This window comes from Phytomonospora endophytica, assembly GCF_014202425.1.
In the GTDB taxonomy this organism is placed as follows: Bacteria; Actinomycetota; Actinomycetes; order Mycobacteriales; family Micromonosporaceae; genus Phytomonospora; species Phytomonospora endophytica.
This window is the reverse complement of record NZ_JACHGT010000023.1, coordinates 17,090-36,237: the sequence shown is the minus strand read 5'-3', so window position 1 is coordinate 36,237 and position 19,148 is coordinate 17,090. Positions and strand designations below refer to the sequence as shown.

3 protein-coding genes are annotated in these 19,148 nt (G+C 72.6%); all 3 read left to right on the top strand.

The window, feature by feature from the left end; all coding sequences use genetic code 11:
• The first annotated feature begins 3 nt into the window (after positions 1–3).
• The 3 genes from HNR73_RS36415 to HNR73_RS36405 are packed head-to-tail and all read left to right on the top strand — an operon-like array spanning position 4 to position 19,089.
• Positions 4–840, top strand: coding sequence for a CPBP family glutamic-type intramembrane protease (locus tag HNR73_RS36415; protein ID WP_184792622.1), 837 nt, complete (start codon positions 4–6; stop codon positions 838–840).
• Entirely contained in the window at positions 837–7,406 is a 6,570-nt protein-coding gene (locus tag HNR73_RS36410) for a non-ribosomal peptide synthetase (protein WP_184792621.1), read from the top strand. Before HNR73_RS36415 ends, HNR73_RS36410 begins: the two co-directional genes overlap by 4 nt.
• A gap of 22 nt (positions 7,407–7,428) precedes the next feature.
• Positions 7,429–19,089, top strand: coding sequence for a non-ribosomal peptide synthetase (locus HNR73_RS36405; RefSeq protein ID WP_184792620.1), 11,661 nt, complete (start codon positions 7,429–7,431; stop codon positions 19,087–19,089).
• Positions 19,090–19,148 lie beyond the last annotated feature (59 nt).

Sequence of the window (19,148 nt, the reverse complement as noted above, 5' to 3'; positions counted from 1 at the left end):
CCGATGCGTCCTGGCGTCTCGGCGGTCCTGATCTCGGCACTGACCGCCCTGGGCTACCTCGCCGCCGTCGCCGTCACCGGATACGTGATCGCCGCCGTGCGCACCGCCGTCGACCAGTGGCGCACGGCCGGGGAGATCACCGGACCGGCGATCTCGCAGGCGATCGGCGCCACCGCCCCGACCGCCTCCCCCTGGGCCTGGATCGCCGTCGACGCGATCGTCCTGCTGCTGTGCTGGCGGGCCTTCGGCGCACCCACGGCAGGAGCGGCAGCACTGGACCGGAACCTGATGGTCTGGGTCCTCGCGGTGGTCACCGGCCTCCAACTCGCCTACTTCGCCCTCACCCGCCTCCTCGACACCGGCGGCGGATGGCTCGTCGTCCCCGCCCGCGCCCAGGACACCGGACTCGACTCCCTGACCGCCACCCCGACGGCGCTCGTGCTGCTCGCCGTGCTGCACCCCGTCGCCGTCGAACTGCTCTTCCGGGGTGTGATCACCGACCGGCTCGGCACGGGCGGGCTGTCGGCACCGGCCGTGGTCGCGGTGTCGGCGCTGCTGTTCGCCATCGTCCAGCCGACCGTCCCGCTGGCGATCGTCGGCGCCGTCTTCGGCCTCGCCGCAGGCGTCCTGCGCCACCGGACCGCCTCGGTGGCCGCCGCCGTGACCGCCCACTACGCCTTCGTCTTCGCCGGAGCCGTGGTCTGGGCCGGCACCGGGCTCATCGCCACCGACACCGCCCTGCTCGCCGCCGCCCTCGCCGGTGTCGCCCTCGCGGGATTCTCAGCGCTGCTCGCCGATCGCCGCGCCCGCGTGGCGCTCCCACCCGGCGGCACGCCGTGAGACAGGCGCCCCCGTCACCGGAGGCGCTGCTCGCCGCCACCGCCCTCGTGCTGGCCGAACTGTCCACATCGGACACGGTGACGGTGCGGATCGCCGACGGCCCGCCGGTCAGTCTGCGCGTCGCCGACGCCGATACCCTCGCCGACCTGGCCACCGCCGTCCACGCTCCGCCGGGCGACCTGGTGACCACCTGGGACCTCGACGCCGAACCCGTGACCCCGGGGCCCGTCGGCGTGGATTTCCGCCACGCCCGGGGAGAGGCCGGCGTCACCGTCCACGCCGGACGCCCCGGCGACCCCGTCGACCTCGCCGCCGTCCTCGCCGCGCGCATCACCCGCGTGGCCGCCCTGGCGCCCGATACCCGCTGCGCCGAGGTCGATCCCGTCCCGGCGAGCGAGCGGCACCTCGTCTTGGACACCTTCGGCCGCGGCGCCCCCGCGCACCCGCCGACCACCTTCACCGAGCTGTGGGACCGCGCCCTTGGACGCGACCCGTCGGCGACCTTCCTCATCGACGGCGACACCCGCCTCACCTACGCCGAGGCCGACACGCTCATCGACGCGATGAGCCGCGGCCTGACCGCCGCCGGAGCCGGTCGCGGCGACCGCGTCGCGATCTGCGCGTCTCCGGGCGCCCGCACCGTCTGCGCCCTGTACGCGATCCTGCGCACCGGCGCCGCCTACGTGCCCGTCGACCCGAAGGAGCCGCCCGCCCGGCGCACGTTCATCCTCGGCGATGTCGCCCCGGCCGTCGTCGTCACCGACCTCGACGACCTCACCGCCGACGCCCCGGTCCTCGCGCTGGCCGAGCTCGGGACCGGCGCGCCCGGACCGGTGCCCGCCCATCAACCGCGGCCGTCGGATCCGGTCTACGTCATGTACACCTCCGGCACGACCGGCCGTCCTAAAGGGACGGTCCTCACCCATGCCGGTGTCACCAACCTCGTCCTCGGCCTCGCCGAACGCTTCGGCCTGACCCCCGCCGACCGCGTCTTGTGGCACACCCGCTTCTCCTTCGACGCCTCGGTCTCCGAGCTTCTCCTCCCCGTCGCCGCCGGGACGGCCATCGTCATCGCCCCCGCCGGCGGCGACGTCGGCGCCCTCGTCGACCTCGTCGAAGGCCACCGCGTCACGCTCGCCAGCATGGTCCCGGGCGTCATCGACCTGTTCTGCGAACTCGCCGGGGAGCGCACCACCCTCGCGCCGCTCCGGACGGTCTTCTCCGTCGGTGAGGCCCTCCCGGCCGAGGTCGCCGAGAAGTTCCACCGCACCGCCGCCGCCCACGGCTCGGCGGCCGTGCTGGAGAACCTCTACGGACCGACCGAGACCAGCGTCTTCGCCACCGCCACGCCCGTGCCGCGCGACGTCGGGCGCATCACCGTCGGGCGGCCTTTGACCGGCGTGACCGTCCGCGTCCTCGGCCCCGGCGACCGCCCGGCCGGTATCGGCGCACCAGGCGAGATCTGCGTCGCGGGAACCGGCGTCGGCCTGGGCTACCTCAACCGCCCCGAACTCCACGCCGAGAAGTTCGTCGCCGACCCTTTCGGCGACGGCGTCATGTACCGCACCGGCGACATCGGACGGTGGCTCCCCTCGGGCGAGCTCGACTACCTCGGCCGTGCCGACGACCAGGTCAAGGTCCGCGGCCACCGCATCGAACTCGGCGAGATCGAGACGGCCCTGGCGGGCCTGCCGGGGGTCGACCGGGCCGCCTGCTGCGCGATCACCACCGGAGGCGCCACGTCCCTGCACGCACTGCTCGTGACCGGTGAGCCGGCGACGGTCACCCGCGCGCGGGCGCACCTGACCGAGGCCGTGCCCGCGCACATGGTGCCCGCCACCTTCACCCGTGTCGACGCGCTGGCCCGCAACGCCAACGGCAAACTCGACCGCAAGGCCCTCGCGCGACTCGTCGAACGCCGCCCCCGCCACGGCGGCCTGGCACCCACCGGGGAGCGGGAGGAATTGCTCGCCGCCGCCGTCGGCGGTGTCCTGGGCACCGACCCCGTCTTCGCCGACGACACCTTCCTCGACCTGGGTGGCGACTCCCTCAACGCCGTCCTCGTCACCGCCGCACTGCGCGGGGAGGGAGCCGCACTCCCACCGGCGAGCCTGCTCGGCGGGGGCACCATCGCCGAGGCCGCCCGTGACCTGACCACGACAACATGCGCCGCTGCCGACCCGTGGCGCCAGGACGGCTGGGAACCGTTCGCCTGGCGACCGGACCCGCACCGGGCGCCGGCGGAGTGGCGCCACGTCCTCGCCCGGACCGGGCCCGTCGAGGCCGTCCTTCCACTGACCCCGATGCAGCAGAGCATCGCCTACAGCCGTGCCCGCGACGACGACGGCACGGCCTACGTCGTCCAGCAGATCTACGACACCACGCCCGACCGCCTGTCGCCCGAGGCGCTGCGAGCCGCTCTGGCCGACCTCGCCGCCGCGCACCCGGCGCTGCGGTCGCGGGTGCTCACCGCGCCCGACGACGGGCGGCAACTGCACGTCGTCACCGCCGGGACCGAGCCGCCGCTGACGGTGCTCACCGTCGACGACCCGAAGGCACTCGACGAGGCCGTTCGCGCCGAGCGGCTCCGTCCTTTCGGCACCGACGACGACTCCCTGGTCCGCCTGACCTGGGCGACCTGCGGCACCGCCGCCGTGCTGATCGTCACCTACCACCATCTCGTCCTCGACGGCTGGTCGCAGGACCTCATCGTCGGCGAGCTCGTCGACCGCCACGACGCGCACCGGGCCGGGCGCGTCCCCGCCGACGTCGACGTCGAAGCGGTGGTGCGGCGCTATGGCGACGCGATCCGCGCCCAGGCCTGGGCCGCACTGGAGGTCGACGAGGCGTACTGGTCGGCGCTGCTGTCCGATGAGGACGCGCCGCCGCCGGCCCGGTGGCGCTCGCGCGGCTCGGATGAGACCGCGATCGGATCGGTCAGCGTCCCGCTCGCCCCGGATGTGCCGGTGTCGGTGGCGAGTCTCGCCGAGCGGTTGTCGGTGACGGCGAGCGCGGTCGTCGAAGCCGCTTTCGCGGTCACGCTCCAGCAGTACGCCGGTGCCCGTGACGTCGTCTACGGCAAGGTCGTCACCGCACGCGACCTGCCGGTCCCGGGGATAGCCGAGACCGCCGCCCTGGTGATCAACACCGTCGCGGTGCGGGCCCGGGCCACCGCCGCGACGACCGCCGCCGAGCTGATCGGCGGGTTGTACCGGCAGTCCCTGGACACTTTCGCGCGTGCGCGTGGCCCTTTGACGGGTGCCTTGCGGGCCGGTGGCCGCCGTCGCGGTGAACTCAACGCCCTCTACGTCCATGAAGGTGAGTCGCAGGCGCGGTCCCGGACCCGGGCGGCGGGTCTGCGCCTGCGTCAAGCCTCCACCGAACGCACCGACGCCGAGGTGACCCTGGTGGCGGGGGAGGAGGCCTTGACCGTCCTCTACGACGGGCGCCGCCTCACCCGCGCCGACATGACCCTGCTGCTGCGCCGGATGGCCCAGACCCTCGATGCGATGACGGCCGATCCGGGCGTGGCCCTGCACGCGATCCCGGCCCTGCTCCCCGGCGAGGTCCGCCCGCCCGGCGACGCGACCGGTACGCGCACTCGGGTCGACGTGTCCTTCCGGAAGGTCGCCGCGGCCCGCGCCGATCGGCCCGCGCTCGTCAAAGGCGAGCAGGTCGTGACCTACGCGCAGCTCGACGAGGCCTCCGACCGCGTGGTCGGCGCCCTCCGCGACGCGGGAGTCGCGCCCGGCGCGAGCGTCGGTGTCCCCGCCACCAAGAGCGTCACGTCCCTGGTGGCCCTGCTCGGTGTGGTGAAGGCGGGCTGCGTCTATGTACCCCTCGATCCCGCGCTTCCGCGTGAGCGCCTGGCCTACCTGGTGTCGAGCAGCGGCGCGAGCGCGGTCGTCGCGACGGCCGCCGACACCGCGCTCACCGAGCCGTTCGCCGGGCTCGTCGTCGATCCCGAAGGCGCGCCGGGGGTCTGCGAGCCCGTGCCCGGTTCCCCCGAGGACCCCGTCTACGTCATGTACACCTCCGGCACCACCGGTCGCCCCAAGGGCGTCGCCGTCGCGCACCGGGCGGTGACAGGGCTGGTCGAGGACGTCGACTACGTCGGCCTGTCCGGCGACAGCGTCATCCTCCAGACCGGTGCCCTCGACTTCGACGCCGCCACCTTCGAGATCTGGGGCGCCTGGCTCAACGGCGGCACACTCGTCCTCGACGACCTGGAGACCAAACTGGACACCGCGGCGCTCGGCACCGCGATCCGCCGCCACGGCGTCACCCACATGTGGCTCACCAGTTCCCTGTTCAACCTCCACGTCGAGGCCGACCCCACGGTGTTCGAGCCCCTCGCGGAGCTGCTCATCGGCGGCGAGCGGCTCTCACCCGAGCACGTCCGGCGCTTCTACGCCGCCAACCACGCAACGGTGCTGATCAACGGGTACGGCCCCACCGAGACCACCACCTTCGCCACCACCCACCGCATCGAACGCGACGTCACCGACATCCCCATCGGCCGCCCGCTTCCGCGCGCCGGAGTGCACGTCATCGGCGACGACGGGCCGCGCGGTGTCGGACTGCCCGGCGAACTGTGGATCACCGGCGACGGCCTGGCCCTCGGCTACGTCAACGACCCCGACCTGACCGCCGAGCGCTTCGTCGACCTCCACGGCACCGGCCGCGCCTACCGCACCGGTGACCTGGTCGCCTGGAACGGCGACGGCACCCTCGGCTACCTCGGCCGCGCCGACGACCAGGTGAAGGTTCGCGGATTCCGCGTCGAACCCGAAGAGGTGTCCGCCGCGCTGCGGACACTGCCCGGCGTCGACCGGGCGGCCGTGATCGCCCGCGACTCCACGGCCGGAGCCAGGGAACTGGTCGCCTTCGTCGTCGGCGCCGCCGACCTCGACCCGGCGGCGGCACGCACGGCCCTCGGCGCCCTGCTGCCCGCCTACGCCGTCCCCGCCGAGGTGCGCCGGCTCGACAACCTGCCACTGACCCCGTCGGGCAAAGTGGACCGCCGCGCCCTGGAAAGGCTCGCACCCCGAACACAACCCGCCCCACCCCCGCAAGCAGGCGAAGGACTCGACGCCGTCCGCGCGGCCTTCGCCCACGCCTGCGGCAGCCCGGCCATGGGCGCCGAGGACAACTTCTTCGAGCACGGCGGCGACTCACTCAAGGCGATGCGGCTGGTCGGCGAACTGCGCAGGGCGGGCCTCGACGCCACCATCCGCGACGTGCTCACCGCGGCCACCCCGGCGGCCCTGCACGCGATCCTGTCCGCCCGCGCGCCCCTGCCGCCACCCGGCGCACCCGCCGATACCGGCGGCACCACCGCGTCGCCGATGTCGGCGGCGACCGTGCGCGTCTACACCGCCCAGCAACGCCACCCCGGCAGCCTCGCCTACAACGTGCCTTTCGCCGTCGCCTTCAAAGGCCGCGCCGACAAGGCCTCCCTCGCGCGATTCCTCACCGCCTTCACCGCCCGCCACGAGGCCCTCCACAGCCGCTACGAGGTCCGCGACGGACGCTTCGAACAGTCCCCGGTCCCCGGCGCCCGCTGCGAACTGGAGACCACCGACGCCACCGGCGAGCCCACCGCGCTCCTGCGCGCCTTCGCCCGCCCCTTCCCGCTGGACCGCCCGCCCCTGATCCGAGCCGCGCTCTCCCACGGCCCCGAGCACGACGTCCTGCTCGTCGACGCCCACCACATCGCCTTCGACGGCGCCGCCCTCGACATCTTCCACACCGAACTCGCCGCCCACCTCGACGGCACACCCCTACCGAAGGCCACCCCGTACTCGGCGTTCGCCCGCGCCCTGGCCGCCCACGACACCACCGCCGACCTGGCCTATTGGCGCAAAGAACTCACCCACCCGCCGGCACCGGTGGTGCTCGCCATGAGCGCGGACGGCGGCCCCACCCGTCTGGGGGTCGCCGTCCGCCACCTGCCCGCCGAGGTCCGCGACGCGCTCGCCGTCCTCGCCGCCGGCGAGAGCGCGACGCCCTTCGCGCTCTACACCGCGGCGTTGGCCGTGCTGCTGCAGAAGTACACGATGCTGGAGGACCTCGTCATCGGCACGCCCGTCGACAACCGCGCCGTCGGCGAGTTCGACGGAGTCGTCGGCATGGGCGTCAACACCGTGGCCCTGCGGGTGCGCCCGGCCGACACCGCGACCGTCCGCGAGCTCCTGCGCGAGGTGCGCGACACCGTCCTGGCCGCCTTCGAACACCAGGTGCTGCCCTTCGACGAGCTGCTCACCGCCGTGACCGCCGACGGGCACCCCGCCCCACGCGACCTCCTTCGCGTCATGCTCGCCTACCGCGACGCACCACGCGAGCACGCCGGGACCGCCGTGATAGGGCCGATCAGCCTGGAACCCAAGTTCGATCTCGAACTCACCGTCACCGCCGCACCCGGCGGCGACGTCCTCGGCCTCGAATACTCCACCGGCGCCCTCGACGCCGACGCGGCCGAACTCATGACCGACCACCTCGTCGAGATCCTCACGGCCTTCCCGGGCGCGGCCGACGCGTCCATCGCCGAGCTCGGCCTCACCTGACCCGCCCGAACCCGGAGACACGATGAGCACCGCCGCGACCTTCGCCCGCCGCGCCACCGACCACGCCGACCGCCCCGCCCTCTCCTGCGGCGACCGGACCCTGACCTACCGGGAACTGGCCGATGCCGTCGGCGGCGTCGCGGCGTCGCTGACCGCATTGGGCGCACGGGCGGGGGACCGGGTCGCGATCGTCGCCGGCCGCAACGAGCGCATGATCATCGCCGAACTCGCCGTGCTGTGGATCGGCGCGGCCTTCGTCCCCATCGACCGCGCCAACCCCGAGGCACGGCTGCGGGCACTGCTCGCCGACTCCCGGCCCGCCTGCGTCATCACCTGCGACGAACCCGTCGACACCGGGCTGCCGACGCTCGACCTGCGCGAACTCCCGACGTCGACGGCTGCCCAGCCGCCGGCCGAGACCACACCGGAGACGGCCGTCTACTGCCTCTACACCTCCGGAACCTCCGGCACCCCCAAAGGCGTGATCGTCGAAGACCGCGGACTGACCAACCTCCACGCCGAGTTCATCGATCCGCTCCTCACCGCCGAAGGCGTCGGCACCGTCGGCCTCATCGCGCCTTTCGCCTTCGACGCCTCCATCAAGATGATCTACGGTGCCCTCACCACCGGCAGGCACCTGCGCGTGCTCACCGCCGGCGAACGCGACGACGTCACCGGCCTCGCCGCCCGGCTCGCCGCCTGGAACGTCGACGCCCTCGACTGCACCCCCACCTATCTCGGCGTCCTCTGCGACACCTGGCAACGAGGCCCGGCCGCCCACCTCACCGCCCTCCTCGTCGGCGGCGAAGCCCTCGACACCGCACTCGCCGACCGCGCCGCCGCCCTCACCGGCGCCACCGTCTACAACGTCTACGGCCCCACCGAAGCCACCGTCGACGCCACCTGCCACCGCCACGAACCGGGCACCCGCATGACGATCGGGCGGGCGATCCCCGGCGCCGATGTCCGCGTCGTCCGCAACGGACGCGCCCTCGGCCGGGGACTGCCCGGCGAGATCTGGATCGGCGGCGCCGGCGTCGCCCGCGGCTACCTCGACGCCCCCGAACTCACCGCCGAGAAGTTCACCGAGGACCCCTTCGGGCCCGGCTCGGGCCGCTTCTACCGCACCGGCGACCGCGGCCGCACCCTCCCCGACGGGAACCTGGAATACCTCGGCCGCCTCGACGAGCAGGTCAAGGTCCGCGGCTTCCGCATCGAACCCGCCGAGATCGCACGGGCCATGGAATCCCTGCCCGGAATCGGATCGGCCGCCGCCGTGGTCACCGGCGAGGGCCTGCTCATCGGCTACTACACCGCCGACACCGACACCGACGTGATCAGCGGCCTGCGGCTCGCCCTGCCCGAGCACATGGTGCCGGCCCACACCGTCCGCCTCGACCGGATGCCGCTGACCGCCAACGGCAAACTCGACCTCGCCGAACTTCGCCGCCGCCAAGCCCCGCGCCCGCGAAAAGGCGCACACGTCGAACCCGCGACCGTAGAAGAGACGGCCGTCGCCGCAGCGATCCGCGCCGTCCTGAAACTCGACACGATCAGCATGGACGCCAACTTCTTCATGCTCGGCGGTGACTCCATCAAGGCGATCCTGCTCGTCTCCGCGCTCGCCGACGCCGGGCACCGCCTCAGCGTCCGCGACGTCATGTCCTCGCTGACACCCGCCGAGATGGCGCGTCGGATCGAGCCGCGCCCGGCCGCCGTAGCGGCCGTCTCACCCGAAGGCGTCGTGGCACCGACCCCGATCACCGCCGACTTCTTCGGCCGCGGCTACCCCGCACCGCACCACCATCACCAAACGGCCGAGCTCCCGCTGGACCCCGCGGCGATCCCGCACCTGCGGAGTGCCTTGCGCGAGCTGACGCACCGGCACCGGATCTTGAGCGCCGTCGTCTCCGGCGACCGGCTCGTCGTCCCCCCGCTGACCGCCGCCGCCCCGCCGGTGCTGGAGGACTGGGACCTCACCGAGCACAGCCCCGACGATGCCGCGGCCGAACGCGCCCGCCGCGCCACGGCCTTGTGCGCCGCCACCGACCTGGCCACGGGCCCGCTCATGCGCGCCGCCGTGGTGCGCACACCGGACGGCACCGCCCTGTTCCTCGCGATCCACCACCTCGTCGTCGACGGCGTCTCCTGGCACGTCATCGCCCGCGACATCGCGAACCTGACCGCCGCCCTGGCCGCGGGACGGGACCTGCCCGCGCCCCCGGACGCGACGTCCTTCCGCGCCTTCGCCGAGACCCTCGGGCGAGGCGCGCCACGCCCGAACCGTGACATCCCCGCCCTCCCACCGGCCCAAGGGCCCGCCGACGGCCGCCGCAGGCGCGAGCGCATCGTCCTCGACTCCACGACGACGGCGGCCCTGGTCGCCGACCGCGCCACCGCACGCGACCCCGACGCCCAGGATCTACTGGTCGCCGCGGTCACCACCGCCGCGCACCGGATCTGGGGCCTGGACCGGGTGCCGCTGACCCTGGAGTCGCACGGCCGCACCGGTGCTGCCGACGCCGCCGCCGTCGGCTGGTTCACCGAGACCTACCCGGTCGTCGTGCCCGTGTGCCACGACCCGCGTGAGCAGCTGCGCGAGGCCCGCGCGGCTCTCGGCGGCGAGCCCGGCGGCGACGGCGGCGAGACCCTCGGGACCGTCAACTATCTCGGCGAGGTCACCGGACCCGGCCTCAACCCCTACGGCGAGGCGTCCTCGCCGCTGAACGTCGACCGCGCCCGCCTGAGCGTCGACGCGTCGGTCGTCGCCGGTGAACTCCTCATCGACGTCGCCGTGCGCCACGACGCCGCCTCGGCAGACGACACCGCCGCCTTCACCGAGACCTTGCGGGCCGCGTTGACCGGCTACGCCGCTCGCACCGCCCGCACCGGGCTGGCACCGGTCCCCGCCGACTACGGTCTCGACACCGTGACCCTCGCCCAGCTCGACGCCCTGCTCGGCGACAACCGCCCCGACGCGGTACATCCGCTGTCCCCTTTGCAGGAAGGGATGCTCTACGAGCACATGCGCGGCACCGGCGACCACGTCGTCCAGGTCGAATACGCCTTCCCCGCCACGACCGACCCCGACCGGCTCGCCCGCGCCTTCGCCGAGCTGTCGGCACGGACCCCGGCCCTGCGCACGGTCTTCGCCTGGGACGCACACACCGCGCCACACCAGCTGGTGCTGCCCGGCACAGGCGTGGAGTTCGCTCACGTCGACCACCGGGCACTGTCCGAACAGGACCGTCGCGCCGCGCTGGAAGAGCACTGCGCGCGCCAGCACGATCGGCCTTTCGACCTGCGCCGAGGACCGCTGTTCCGCTGCGACGCGTTCACCCACGCCGACGATTCCCACGTCCTGGTGTTCACCCACCACCACGCCGTCCTCGACGGCTGGAGCCTGTCGGAACTCTGCCGGCGCTTCACCGCGATCCACGACGCCCTCACCTCCGGCGCCGCCATGCCCGACGGCGAGACCGACGGAGGCCCGATCCCCCCGCACGGCGCCTACACACGCCTGCTCGCTGAGCGCGGCAGCGAGGCTTTCGACGCGTACTGGTCGCGGCTGCTCGACGGCCACGAGGGCGGTGTCGAGATCACCGGCGTCGAAGCCGACGGGACCGGCACCGGCCGCCTCGCCGCGTCGAGCACGACCGGCTTGGCGAGCAGACTCCAGAGCGCCTTCTCGGCACGGGGCGCGACCCTCGCCCACGTCGCCGAGGCGGCCTGGGGACTGGTGCTGTCACGGCAGACGGGCACGCCGGACGTGGTGTTCGGCAAGGTCGTCTCGGGCCGTGACGTCGCCCTGCCCGGGGTGGACAAGACGGTCGGGCTGTTCATCAACACGGTTCCGGTACGCGTCCGCCTCGACCCCGCGACCACGGCCGCCGGGCTCGTCGACGCCGTTCGCGTCCAGGCCGTCGCCACCGGCGAACACGACCACGGGTCCCTCGCGCGCATCCAGTCTGTGGCGGGAGTCGAAGATCTCGTGCGCTGCGTCTTCGCCGTGGAGAACTACCACGTCGCCGAGGACGCCACGGCGCTGGTGTTCCGGCGAGCCCGGGAGGCCACGAACTACCCCTTGACCGTCACCGTGGAACGCGTCGGCGACGAGCTGGAGGTGACCGTTCTCCACGACCGGGCCGTCCTTGGCACCGGTGACGCCGGGCGGTTGTCTGGGCGGTTGCTGGCGGTGCTGGAGGAGTTCGCCGCCGACGCCGTACGCCCGCTGACGAAAGTCGCGGGCCTCGTGGCGGGGGAGCGCGAGCGCGTACTCGACGTCTTCGACGCGTCCTGTGTGGGCTATGTGCGTGATGGGTGGATTGGTGGCGTGTTCGCCGGTGTCGTCGCCGGGCATGGTGAGCGTGTCGCGTTGGTCGCCGGTGATGAGCGTTTGACCTACCGGGAGCTGGCCGCGCGGGCCGGGGCCGTCGCCGAAGCCCTCGCGGGTGCGGGTGTCGCCACGGGCGACCTGGTGGGCCTGGTGGGTGCGGCCGGGGTCGAGTTGTTCGTCGGGCTGCTCGGGGTCACGCTGTCCGGGGCGGGGTATGTGCCGATCGACGTCGAGGCCCCCGCTTCGCGCAGTGCCGCGATCATCGCCGACGCCGGGATCACCGTGATCGTCGCGGCGGGGCAGCGGGGAGCCGAGGTCGCCGCCTCGGCGGCCCGGGACGCGCGATGCGTGGATGTCGCGGTGGCCGTCGGTGGCGGCTATCGGCGTGCCGAGGTCGCCGGGGCGCCTGGTGGTGGTGATGCCGCCTATGTGATGTTCACATCCGGGACGACCGGTCGCCCTAAAGGCAGCGTCATCCCGCAGCGGGCGGTGCTGCGACTGGTGTGCGGCAACCCCTCCCTGCCTCTTGGTCCCGAAGATGTGCTGGTGCAGACCGGTTCGGTGGCCTTCGACGCCTCCACCTTCGAGATCTGGGGCATGTGGCTCAACGGCGGCACCCTCGTCATCCCCGACCGCGAAGACCTCCTTGCCCCCGAGCGTCTCGGGGGCCTCATCACCCGCACCGGCGCCACCGTCATGTGGCTGACCGTCAGCCTCTTCAACCACATCGCCGTCACCGCCCCGGAGCAGCTGTCGGGACTCACACGGCTGTTCATCGGCGGTGAGGCCGTCGGCGCCGACCAGGTCCGCCGCCTGTACGACGCCGACGCCGACGTGCAGGTGATCAACGGTTACGGCCCCACGGAGAACACGACTTTCACGACCACGCACCCGATCCCGCGCGGATTCGACCGCGTCCCCATTGGTCGTGCGATCGGTGGGACGAGCGTGGTCGTCCTCGACGGCGACCGCGTCTGCGGGATCGGGGAGGTCGGGGAACTGTGCGCCGGAGGCGACGGACTGTCCACGGGGTACCTCGGTCTGCCCGAACTCACCGCCCAACGCTTCGTTTCCAGCCCCTACGGTCGTCTCTACCGCACCGGCGACCGCGTCCGGCGCCTGGCCGACGGCACCATCGAATACCTCGGCCGCCAAGACGACCAGCAAGTCAAGATCCGCGGCTACCGGATCGAACTCCCCGACATCGAAACCACACTGCGCCGACACCCCCACATCCGTGACGCCGTGGTCATCGCCGAGCGCCGTGCCGAGGCCACCGCTCTGATCGCCTATGTCGTAGCGGAAGCCGGCGAGGTCGACACCGCCGAGCTGCGCTTCTTCCTCGATGAGCTGCTGCCCTCCTACATGGTGCCCGCGCATCTGGTTCCCATCGCTGAGATTCCTTTGACCCGCAACGGAAAGCTCGACCGGCGGGCCCTGCCCGATCCCGAGCCGCCCGCGGCGACCGAGGGTGAGGCGCCCGCCGATGAGGTCGAGGCGGTCGTGTGTGCGGCCTTCGCCGAGGTGCTCGGCCTGCCGGTGGTCGGTGTCCTCGACTCCTTCTTCGAACTCGGCGGCGACTCCATCAAAGCCATCCGCGTCGTCTCCCGCGTCCGCCAAGCCGGTTTCGAGGTGGCGGTCGGTGCCGTGATGGCCGCCGGAACCGCCCGTGGCGTGGCCGCACGCGTCGAACGGGCCACCGCGAGCAGCTTCGAGCAGGGTGCCGTGACCGGAGCGGTCGGATCGTGGCCGATCGCCGAGGAGTTCTTCGCCTGGGAGCTGACGGTTCCCTCCCACTTCAACCAGGACATCCTCATCGACATCGCCGACGCGACCGTCGAAGAGGTCCGCTCCGCGCTCGACGCGGTGTGGGCCCACCACGACGCCCTCCGTGCGATTGTCAAGGGCCGGGCTGTTCACCTGCGCGGCGTCGAGGCCGCCTACGGTTTCGAGCACCACCAGGCCGGTGACGTCGGCACCGTGCTCGCCGATGTGGCCGACCGTCTGCACGCCTCCATGGACTTCGCCGGTGGGCCGCTGTTCCAGGCGGCTCTGGTGGGTTCGCGGTTGTTCCTGGCCGCCCACCACCTCGTCGTCGACGCCGTCTCCTGGCAGATCATCACCGACGACGTCCTCACCGGCATCCGTGACACCCGAACAGGCCGCCCGATCAAGCTCGCGGAGAAGACCGCCTCCCTCCACGACTGGACCAACGCACTCGCCGACCTCACCGCGACGCTCGTCCCGGCCGAGCAGGCGTACTGGAACGCCGTCGAGACCGCGATGACCGCGAGCCGAGGCCCGGACGTCGGCGTCGGGATGCGGGAGTTCGCCCTGGATCCCGGGACCACCGCCGAGCTTCTCGGCGGGCTCGCCGCGGCCTATCACGCCGACGTCGAGGACCTGCTCCTCGCCGCGCTGGTGATGAGCATTCCGCAGCCCTCGGTGGCGGTACGCGTCGAAAAGCACGGCCGGACCGGGCATGACGCGCTGCCGCCGGTGGATCGCACGGTCGGGTGGTTCACCACCATGTTCCCCATCGTCCTGCACCACCACACCGACCCCGCCGAAGCCCTCATCACCACCAAAGAAACCCTGCGAACCGTCCCCCACGACGGCATCGGCTACGGCCTGCGCCCCGGCGGATACACCAACATCAGCGCCGCCGTCTCCTTCAACTACCTGGGACGGCAGGACTCCACCGGCGTGGCCTTCGCCGGCACCGGCACGCCGACCCACCCCGGCAACCGCGCCCTGCCCGGCATCACCGTCAACGTCGTCGTCCGCGACGAGCGGTTGACCGTGTCCGTCGCCAACGACGGCGGCGAGTTCGCCGCTCGCTACGAGGCCGCACTGGCGGTCCTCATCGCGCACTGCCGGACCCCGCGGGCGCGGGAGACGACCCCGTCGGACCACACGGCCGCCACGGCACTGTCCCGTGTGGACCTGGCCGCGTTGCGGGCCGCGCATCCGGGTCTGGAGGACGTCGCCGATCTGACGCCGATGCAGGAGGGGATGCTGTTCCACGGCCTGGAGGGTGAGGCGAGTGGCGCCTACGTGGTTCAGCAGGTCTTCCGTGTCACCGACGAGGTCGCCTTCGATCTCGGCTCCGTACGGGCGGCCCTGCGGGGCCTTGGTGAGCGGCATCCGATGTTGCGGACGGCCTTCGTCGCCGAGGGCCTGGACCGTCCACGCCAGGTCGTCCTGCGGGACCGGGAGATCGGCTTCAGCACCGTCGACCTACGCCAACACGCCACGACCACCGTCGACGACGTGCTCGCCGCAGAAGTCACGCGCGGATTCGACCTCACCCACGACCCACTCCTGCGCGTCACCGCCATCCACTCGGCCGACAACGGTCGCGACGTCCTGCGCCTGGCATGGACCTACCACCACATCATCCTCGACGGCTGGTCACTGTCCACACTCTTCGGCGACTTCCTGCGGCTCCTGCGGGGCGGTGTGCTCTCTGGTGACGCGGGCCCCGGGTACGCGGCCCACGTCCGTCACCTGGCCTCGCGCGACGAGGACGCCTTCGAGGCGTACTGGTCGCGGCTGCTGTCGGGCTACGCGACGAACACCGCGATCGCGACCACCGCCCACGCCGACCCCGGCGGGACCGGCCGTGTCGAGGCGTCGAGCACGCGCGGCCTCGCCCGGCGGTTGACCGAGCGGTACGCGGCCCTGGGCGCGACCCTGAGCCACGTCACCGAGGCGGCGTGGGCGCTGGTGCTCGGCCGCGCGGCCGGATCCGACGATGTCGTGTTCGGCAAGGTCGTCTCCGGCCGCGACGCTCCCATTCCCGGCATCGACAAGACCGTCGGGCTGTTCATCAACACCATCCCCGTCCGCGTGCGCACGGAAGGCGGCACGACCGTCGCGGACCTGGTCGAGGCCGTCCGCGACCAGGCACTGGCCTCCGCCGGCCATGACCACGGATCCCTCGCCCGCGTCCAGTCCCTCGCCGGTGGGGGCGCGCTCGTCTCCACCCTCTTCGCCTTCGAGAACTTCCACGTCGAGACCGGCACGATCCACGGCGCGGGCCTGGAGTTCGAGAAAGGGCGCGAACAGACCAACTACCCCGTCAACCTCGTCGTCCAGCAGGACGGCGATGAGCTCGCCTTCAGCGTGCTCTACGACCCCGCCCTCCTGGCGCGGTCCACGGTGGAGCGTTTGCTGGCGCGGGTCGTCCAGGTTCTCGACCGTTTCGCCGAGGACGCGCACGTGCGCGTCACCGATGTGCCCACGCTGCTCCCCGGTGAGGCCACGTCGGTGCGCGACGACGTCAACGCCACCGTGATCCCGTATGCCGAGGAGGCGACCGCCGTCAGCCTATTCCTGGACGGTGTGCGCGCACATCCCGAGCGGACGGCGCTGGTGTGGGGCGAGCGGTCGATGACCTACGCGGAGTTGGCCGAGGCCGCGAGCGCGGTCGCCGGGGAGTTGATCACCGGGGGAGTGCCGCGCGGTGCCGCGGTAGGGGTGCTCGGTGAGCGCAGCACGCACGTGATCGTCGGGATCCTGGGTGCGATGCTCGCCGGCTGCCACTTCATCCCTCTCGACGTGACGGCTCCCGCCGGGAGGGCCGCGCGGATCGTCGCCGACAGTGGGATGCGCGCGGTTCTCACCTACGGTTCGCGTGCCGCCGCGATGGCGGCGGGTCTGCCGGGCGATGTCGCGGTCGTCGATCTGGCGGTAGCCCGCGAGGCCGCCGAGGTGCTGGCGCTGCGGCCGCCGTCGTCCGACGACCTCGCCTACTGCATCTACACCTCCGGGACGACGGGCGTGCCCAAGGGCGTGATGCTGCGGCATCGCGGTGTCGTGAACCTGCGCGCGTACCTGCGAGAGGTGTACGCGGTGACGGCCGATGACCGGGTGTTGCAGTTTTCGAATCTGACCTTTGATGCTTCGGTGTGGGAGATCGCGCTGTCGCTGCTCAACGGTGCCGGGCTGGTCATCGTCGACCAGGACACCGTCCACGACACCGCCCTCCTCGCCGGCGAATGCCACCGTTCAGGTGTGACACTCGGCCTGTTGCCGCCCCAGTACTACCTGCTCTGTGAGGGTCTGCCGTTGCGGATCGTCACCACCGGAGGAGGCGCCTCCAGCCTCGCCGTCGTGGAAAAGGCCCGACGGGAGAACGTGCCCTACGTCAACGCCTACGGCCCCACCGAAACCACCGTCCTGGCCACCGGCTGGCACGACACCGGTGAGGCCCTGGTCGACCCCGCACGCATCCCCATCGGCGTCCCGGTCGCCAACACCCAAGTGCACATCCTCCACGGCGAACGCCTCTGCGGCATCGGCGAAGCAGGCGAACTCAGCGTCGCCGGCGACGGCCTCTCCACCGGCTACATAGGACTGTCCGAACTCACCACGGAGAAATTCACCCCCAACCCCCACGGACCAGGACGCCTCTACCGCACCGGAGACCGCGCCCGACGCCTCAACAACGGCACCATCGAATACCTCGGACGCATCGACGACCAACAGGTCAAAATCCGCGGCCACCGGATCGAACTCGCCGAGGTCGAGACCGCGATCCGCGAGCACCCGGCCGTCCGCGACGCCGTCGTGATCGACCACCGCGAGCCCGACGGCTCGACCGCTCTGGCCGCCTACGTCGTGCCCACCGCCGGCGCCGGTCACGACGGGCTGCGGACCTTCCTCGCCGAGCGCCTGCCCGGGTACATGATCCCCGCCTACCTCGCCGTGATCGCGGCCGTTCCGCTCAACCGCAGCGGGAAACTCGACCGTGCCGCCCTCCCCGCGCCCGCCCTCGACGCGCGGGAAGGCGTCAGTGCGGCCAGCGAGGCCGAACGTGTCGTGTGCGCCGCCTTCGCCGACGTCCTCGGCATCGACGCGATCGGCGCGACCGACTCCTTCTTCGAACTGGGCGGCGACTCCATCAAGGCGATCCGCGTCGTCTCCCGCATCCGCGCGGCCGGACACGAGGTCTCCGTCGGCGCCGTCATGGCCGGTATGACCGCGCGCGCCGTCGCCGCCCGCCTCGATCGCGCCACGGCCCCCGGCGAGCAGGGTGAGGTTACCGGCCTGGTCGAAGGCCGCACACCGATCACCGACGCCTTCTTCGACTGGGACCTCGCCGTCCCCGGGCACTTCGACCAGGACGTGCTCATCGACGTCGGCGACGCCACCGCCGCGCAGGTCCGCGCGGCGCTCGACGGGGTGTGGGCGCACCACGACACCCTGCGCTCGGTCGTCCGCGACCGGCGGCTGCTGATCCGCCCCAGCGGCGAAGCCCGCTACGCCTTCACCCACGAACAGGCTGGCACCCCAGAGCTCCTGCCCGCCGCCATCGAGGCCGCGGCCGGGCGTGCCCGCGCGGCGATCGACCTCACCGACGGGCCACTGCTGTCGGCGGCGCTGGTCACCGCACCGGGCACCGCGCGGCTGTTCCTGACCGCGCACCACCTCGTCGTCGACGCCGTCTCCCGGCAGATCCTCGTCGAAGACGTCCACGCCGGAATCGGCGCGACCGGCCTCCCCGCGAAGACGGCGTCCACCAAGGACTGGGCAACCGCGCTCGACACCCTCGCCGAAACGCTCGTGCCCGCCGAACGCGCCCACTGGGACGCCGTCGAAGACAGCGCCCGGGCCGTCGCCCTGCCCACGCACCCCGGCCCGGCCGTCTCCGACATCCGACTGTCCACACTGGACCACGACCGCACCGCCGCCGTCCTGGCCGCGGGCGCCGCCTACCACGCCAGTACCGAAGACGTCCTGCTCGCGGCACTCGCCATGAGCCTCGGGGAGGTCACCGGCCGCGAGCGGATCGCCGTCCGGCTGGAGGGCCACGGCCGCTCGGGGCACGACGCGCTCCCGGCGGCCGACCGCAGCGTCGGCTGGTTCACCGCCATGTACCCCGTCGTCCTCGACCGCGGCGACGATCCCGGGAAGTCGCTGGTCGCGGCGAAGGAAGCCCTCCGCGCCGTCCCGCATCGCGGCATCGGCTACGGGCTTCGCCCCGGCGGTTACGCGAAACTGCCCGCGTCGGTCACCTTCAACTACCTCGGCGACCAGACCGGCGATCACGCCTTCGCCCACGAGTCCACCCCCTCCCACCCCGACAACAGGCTGCTCGAAGGCGTCCGCGTCAACGTCTTCCTCGAAGACGGCCGGCTCACCGCGTCCATCGCCTTCGAGACGCACACACTCACCCCCGAGCAGGCCGACAGTTTCGCCGAGCTCTACCCGCGTGCGCTCGGCGACCTCGCCGACCACTGCGCGAGCGTCGGCACCCGACAGCGGACGCTGTCCGACACCGACGCCACCGACCTCAGCGGCAGCGACCTCGACGTCCTCAACGCGCTGTTCGGGGGATAGACGCAGGGGCCGCGGAGGCGCGCTCCGCGGCCTCTGTCCCACCCGTGCGTCCACAAGGG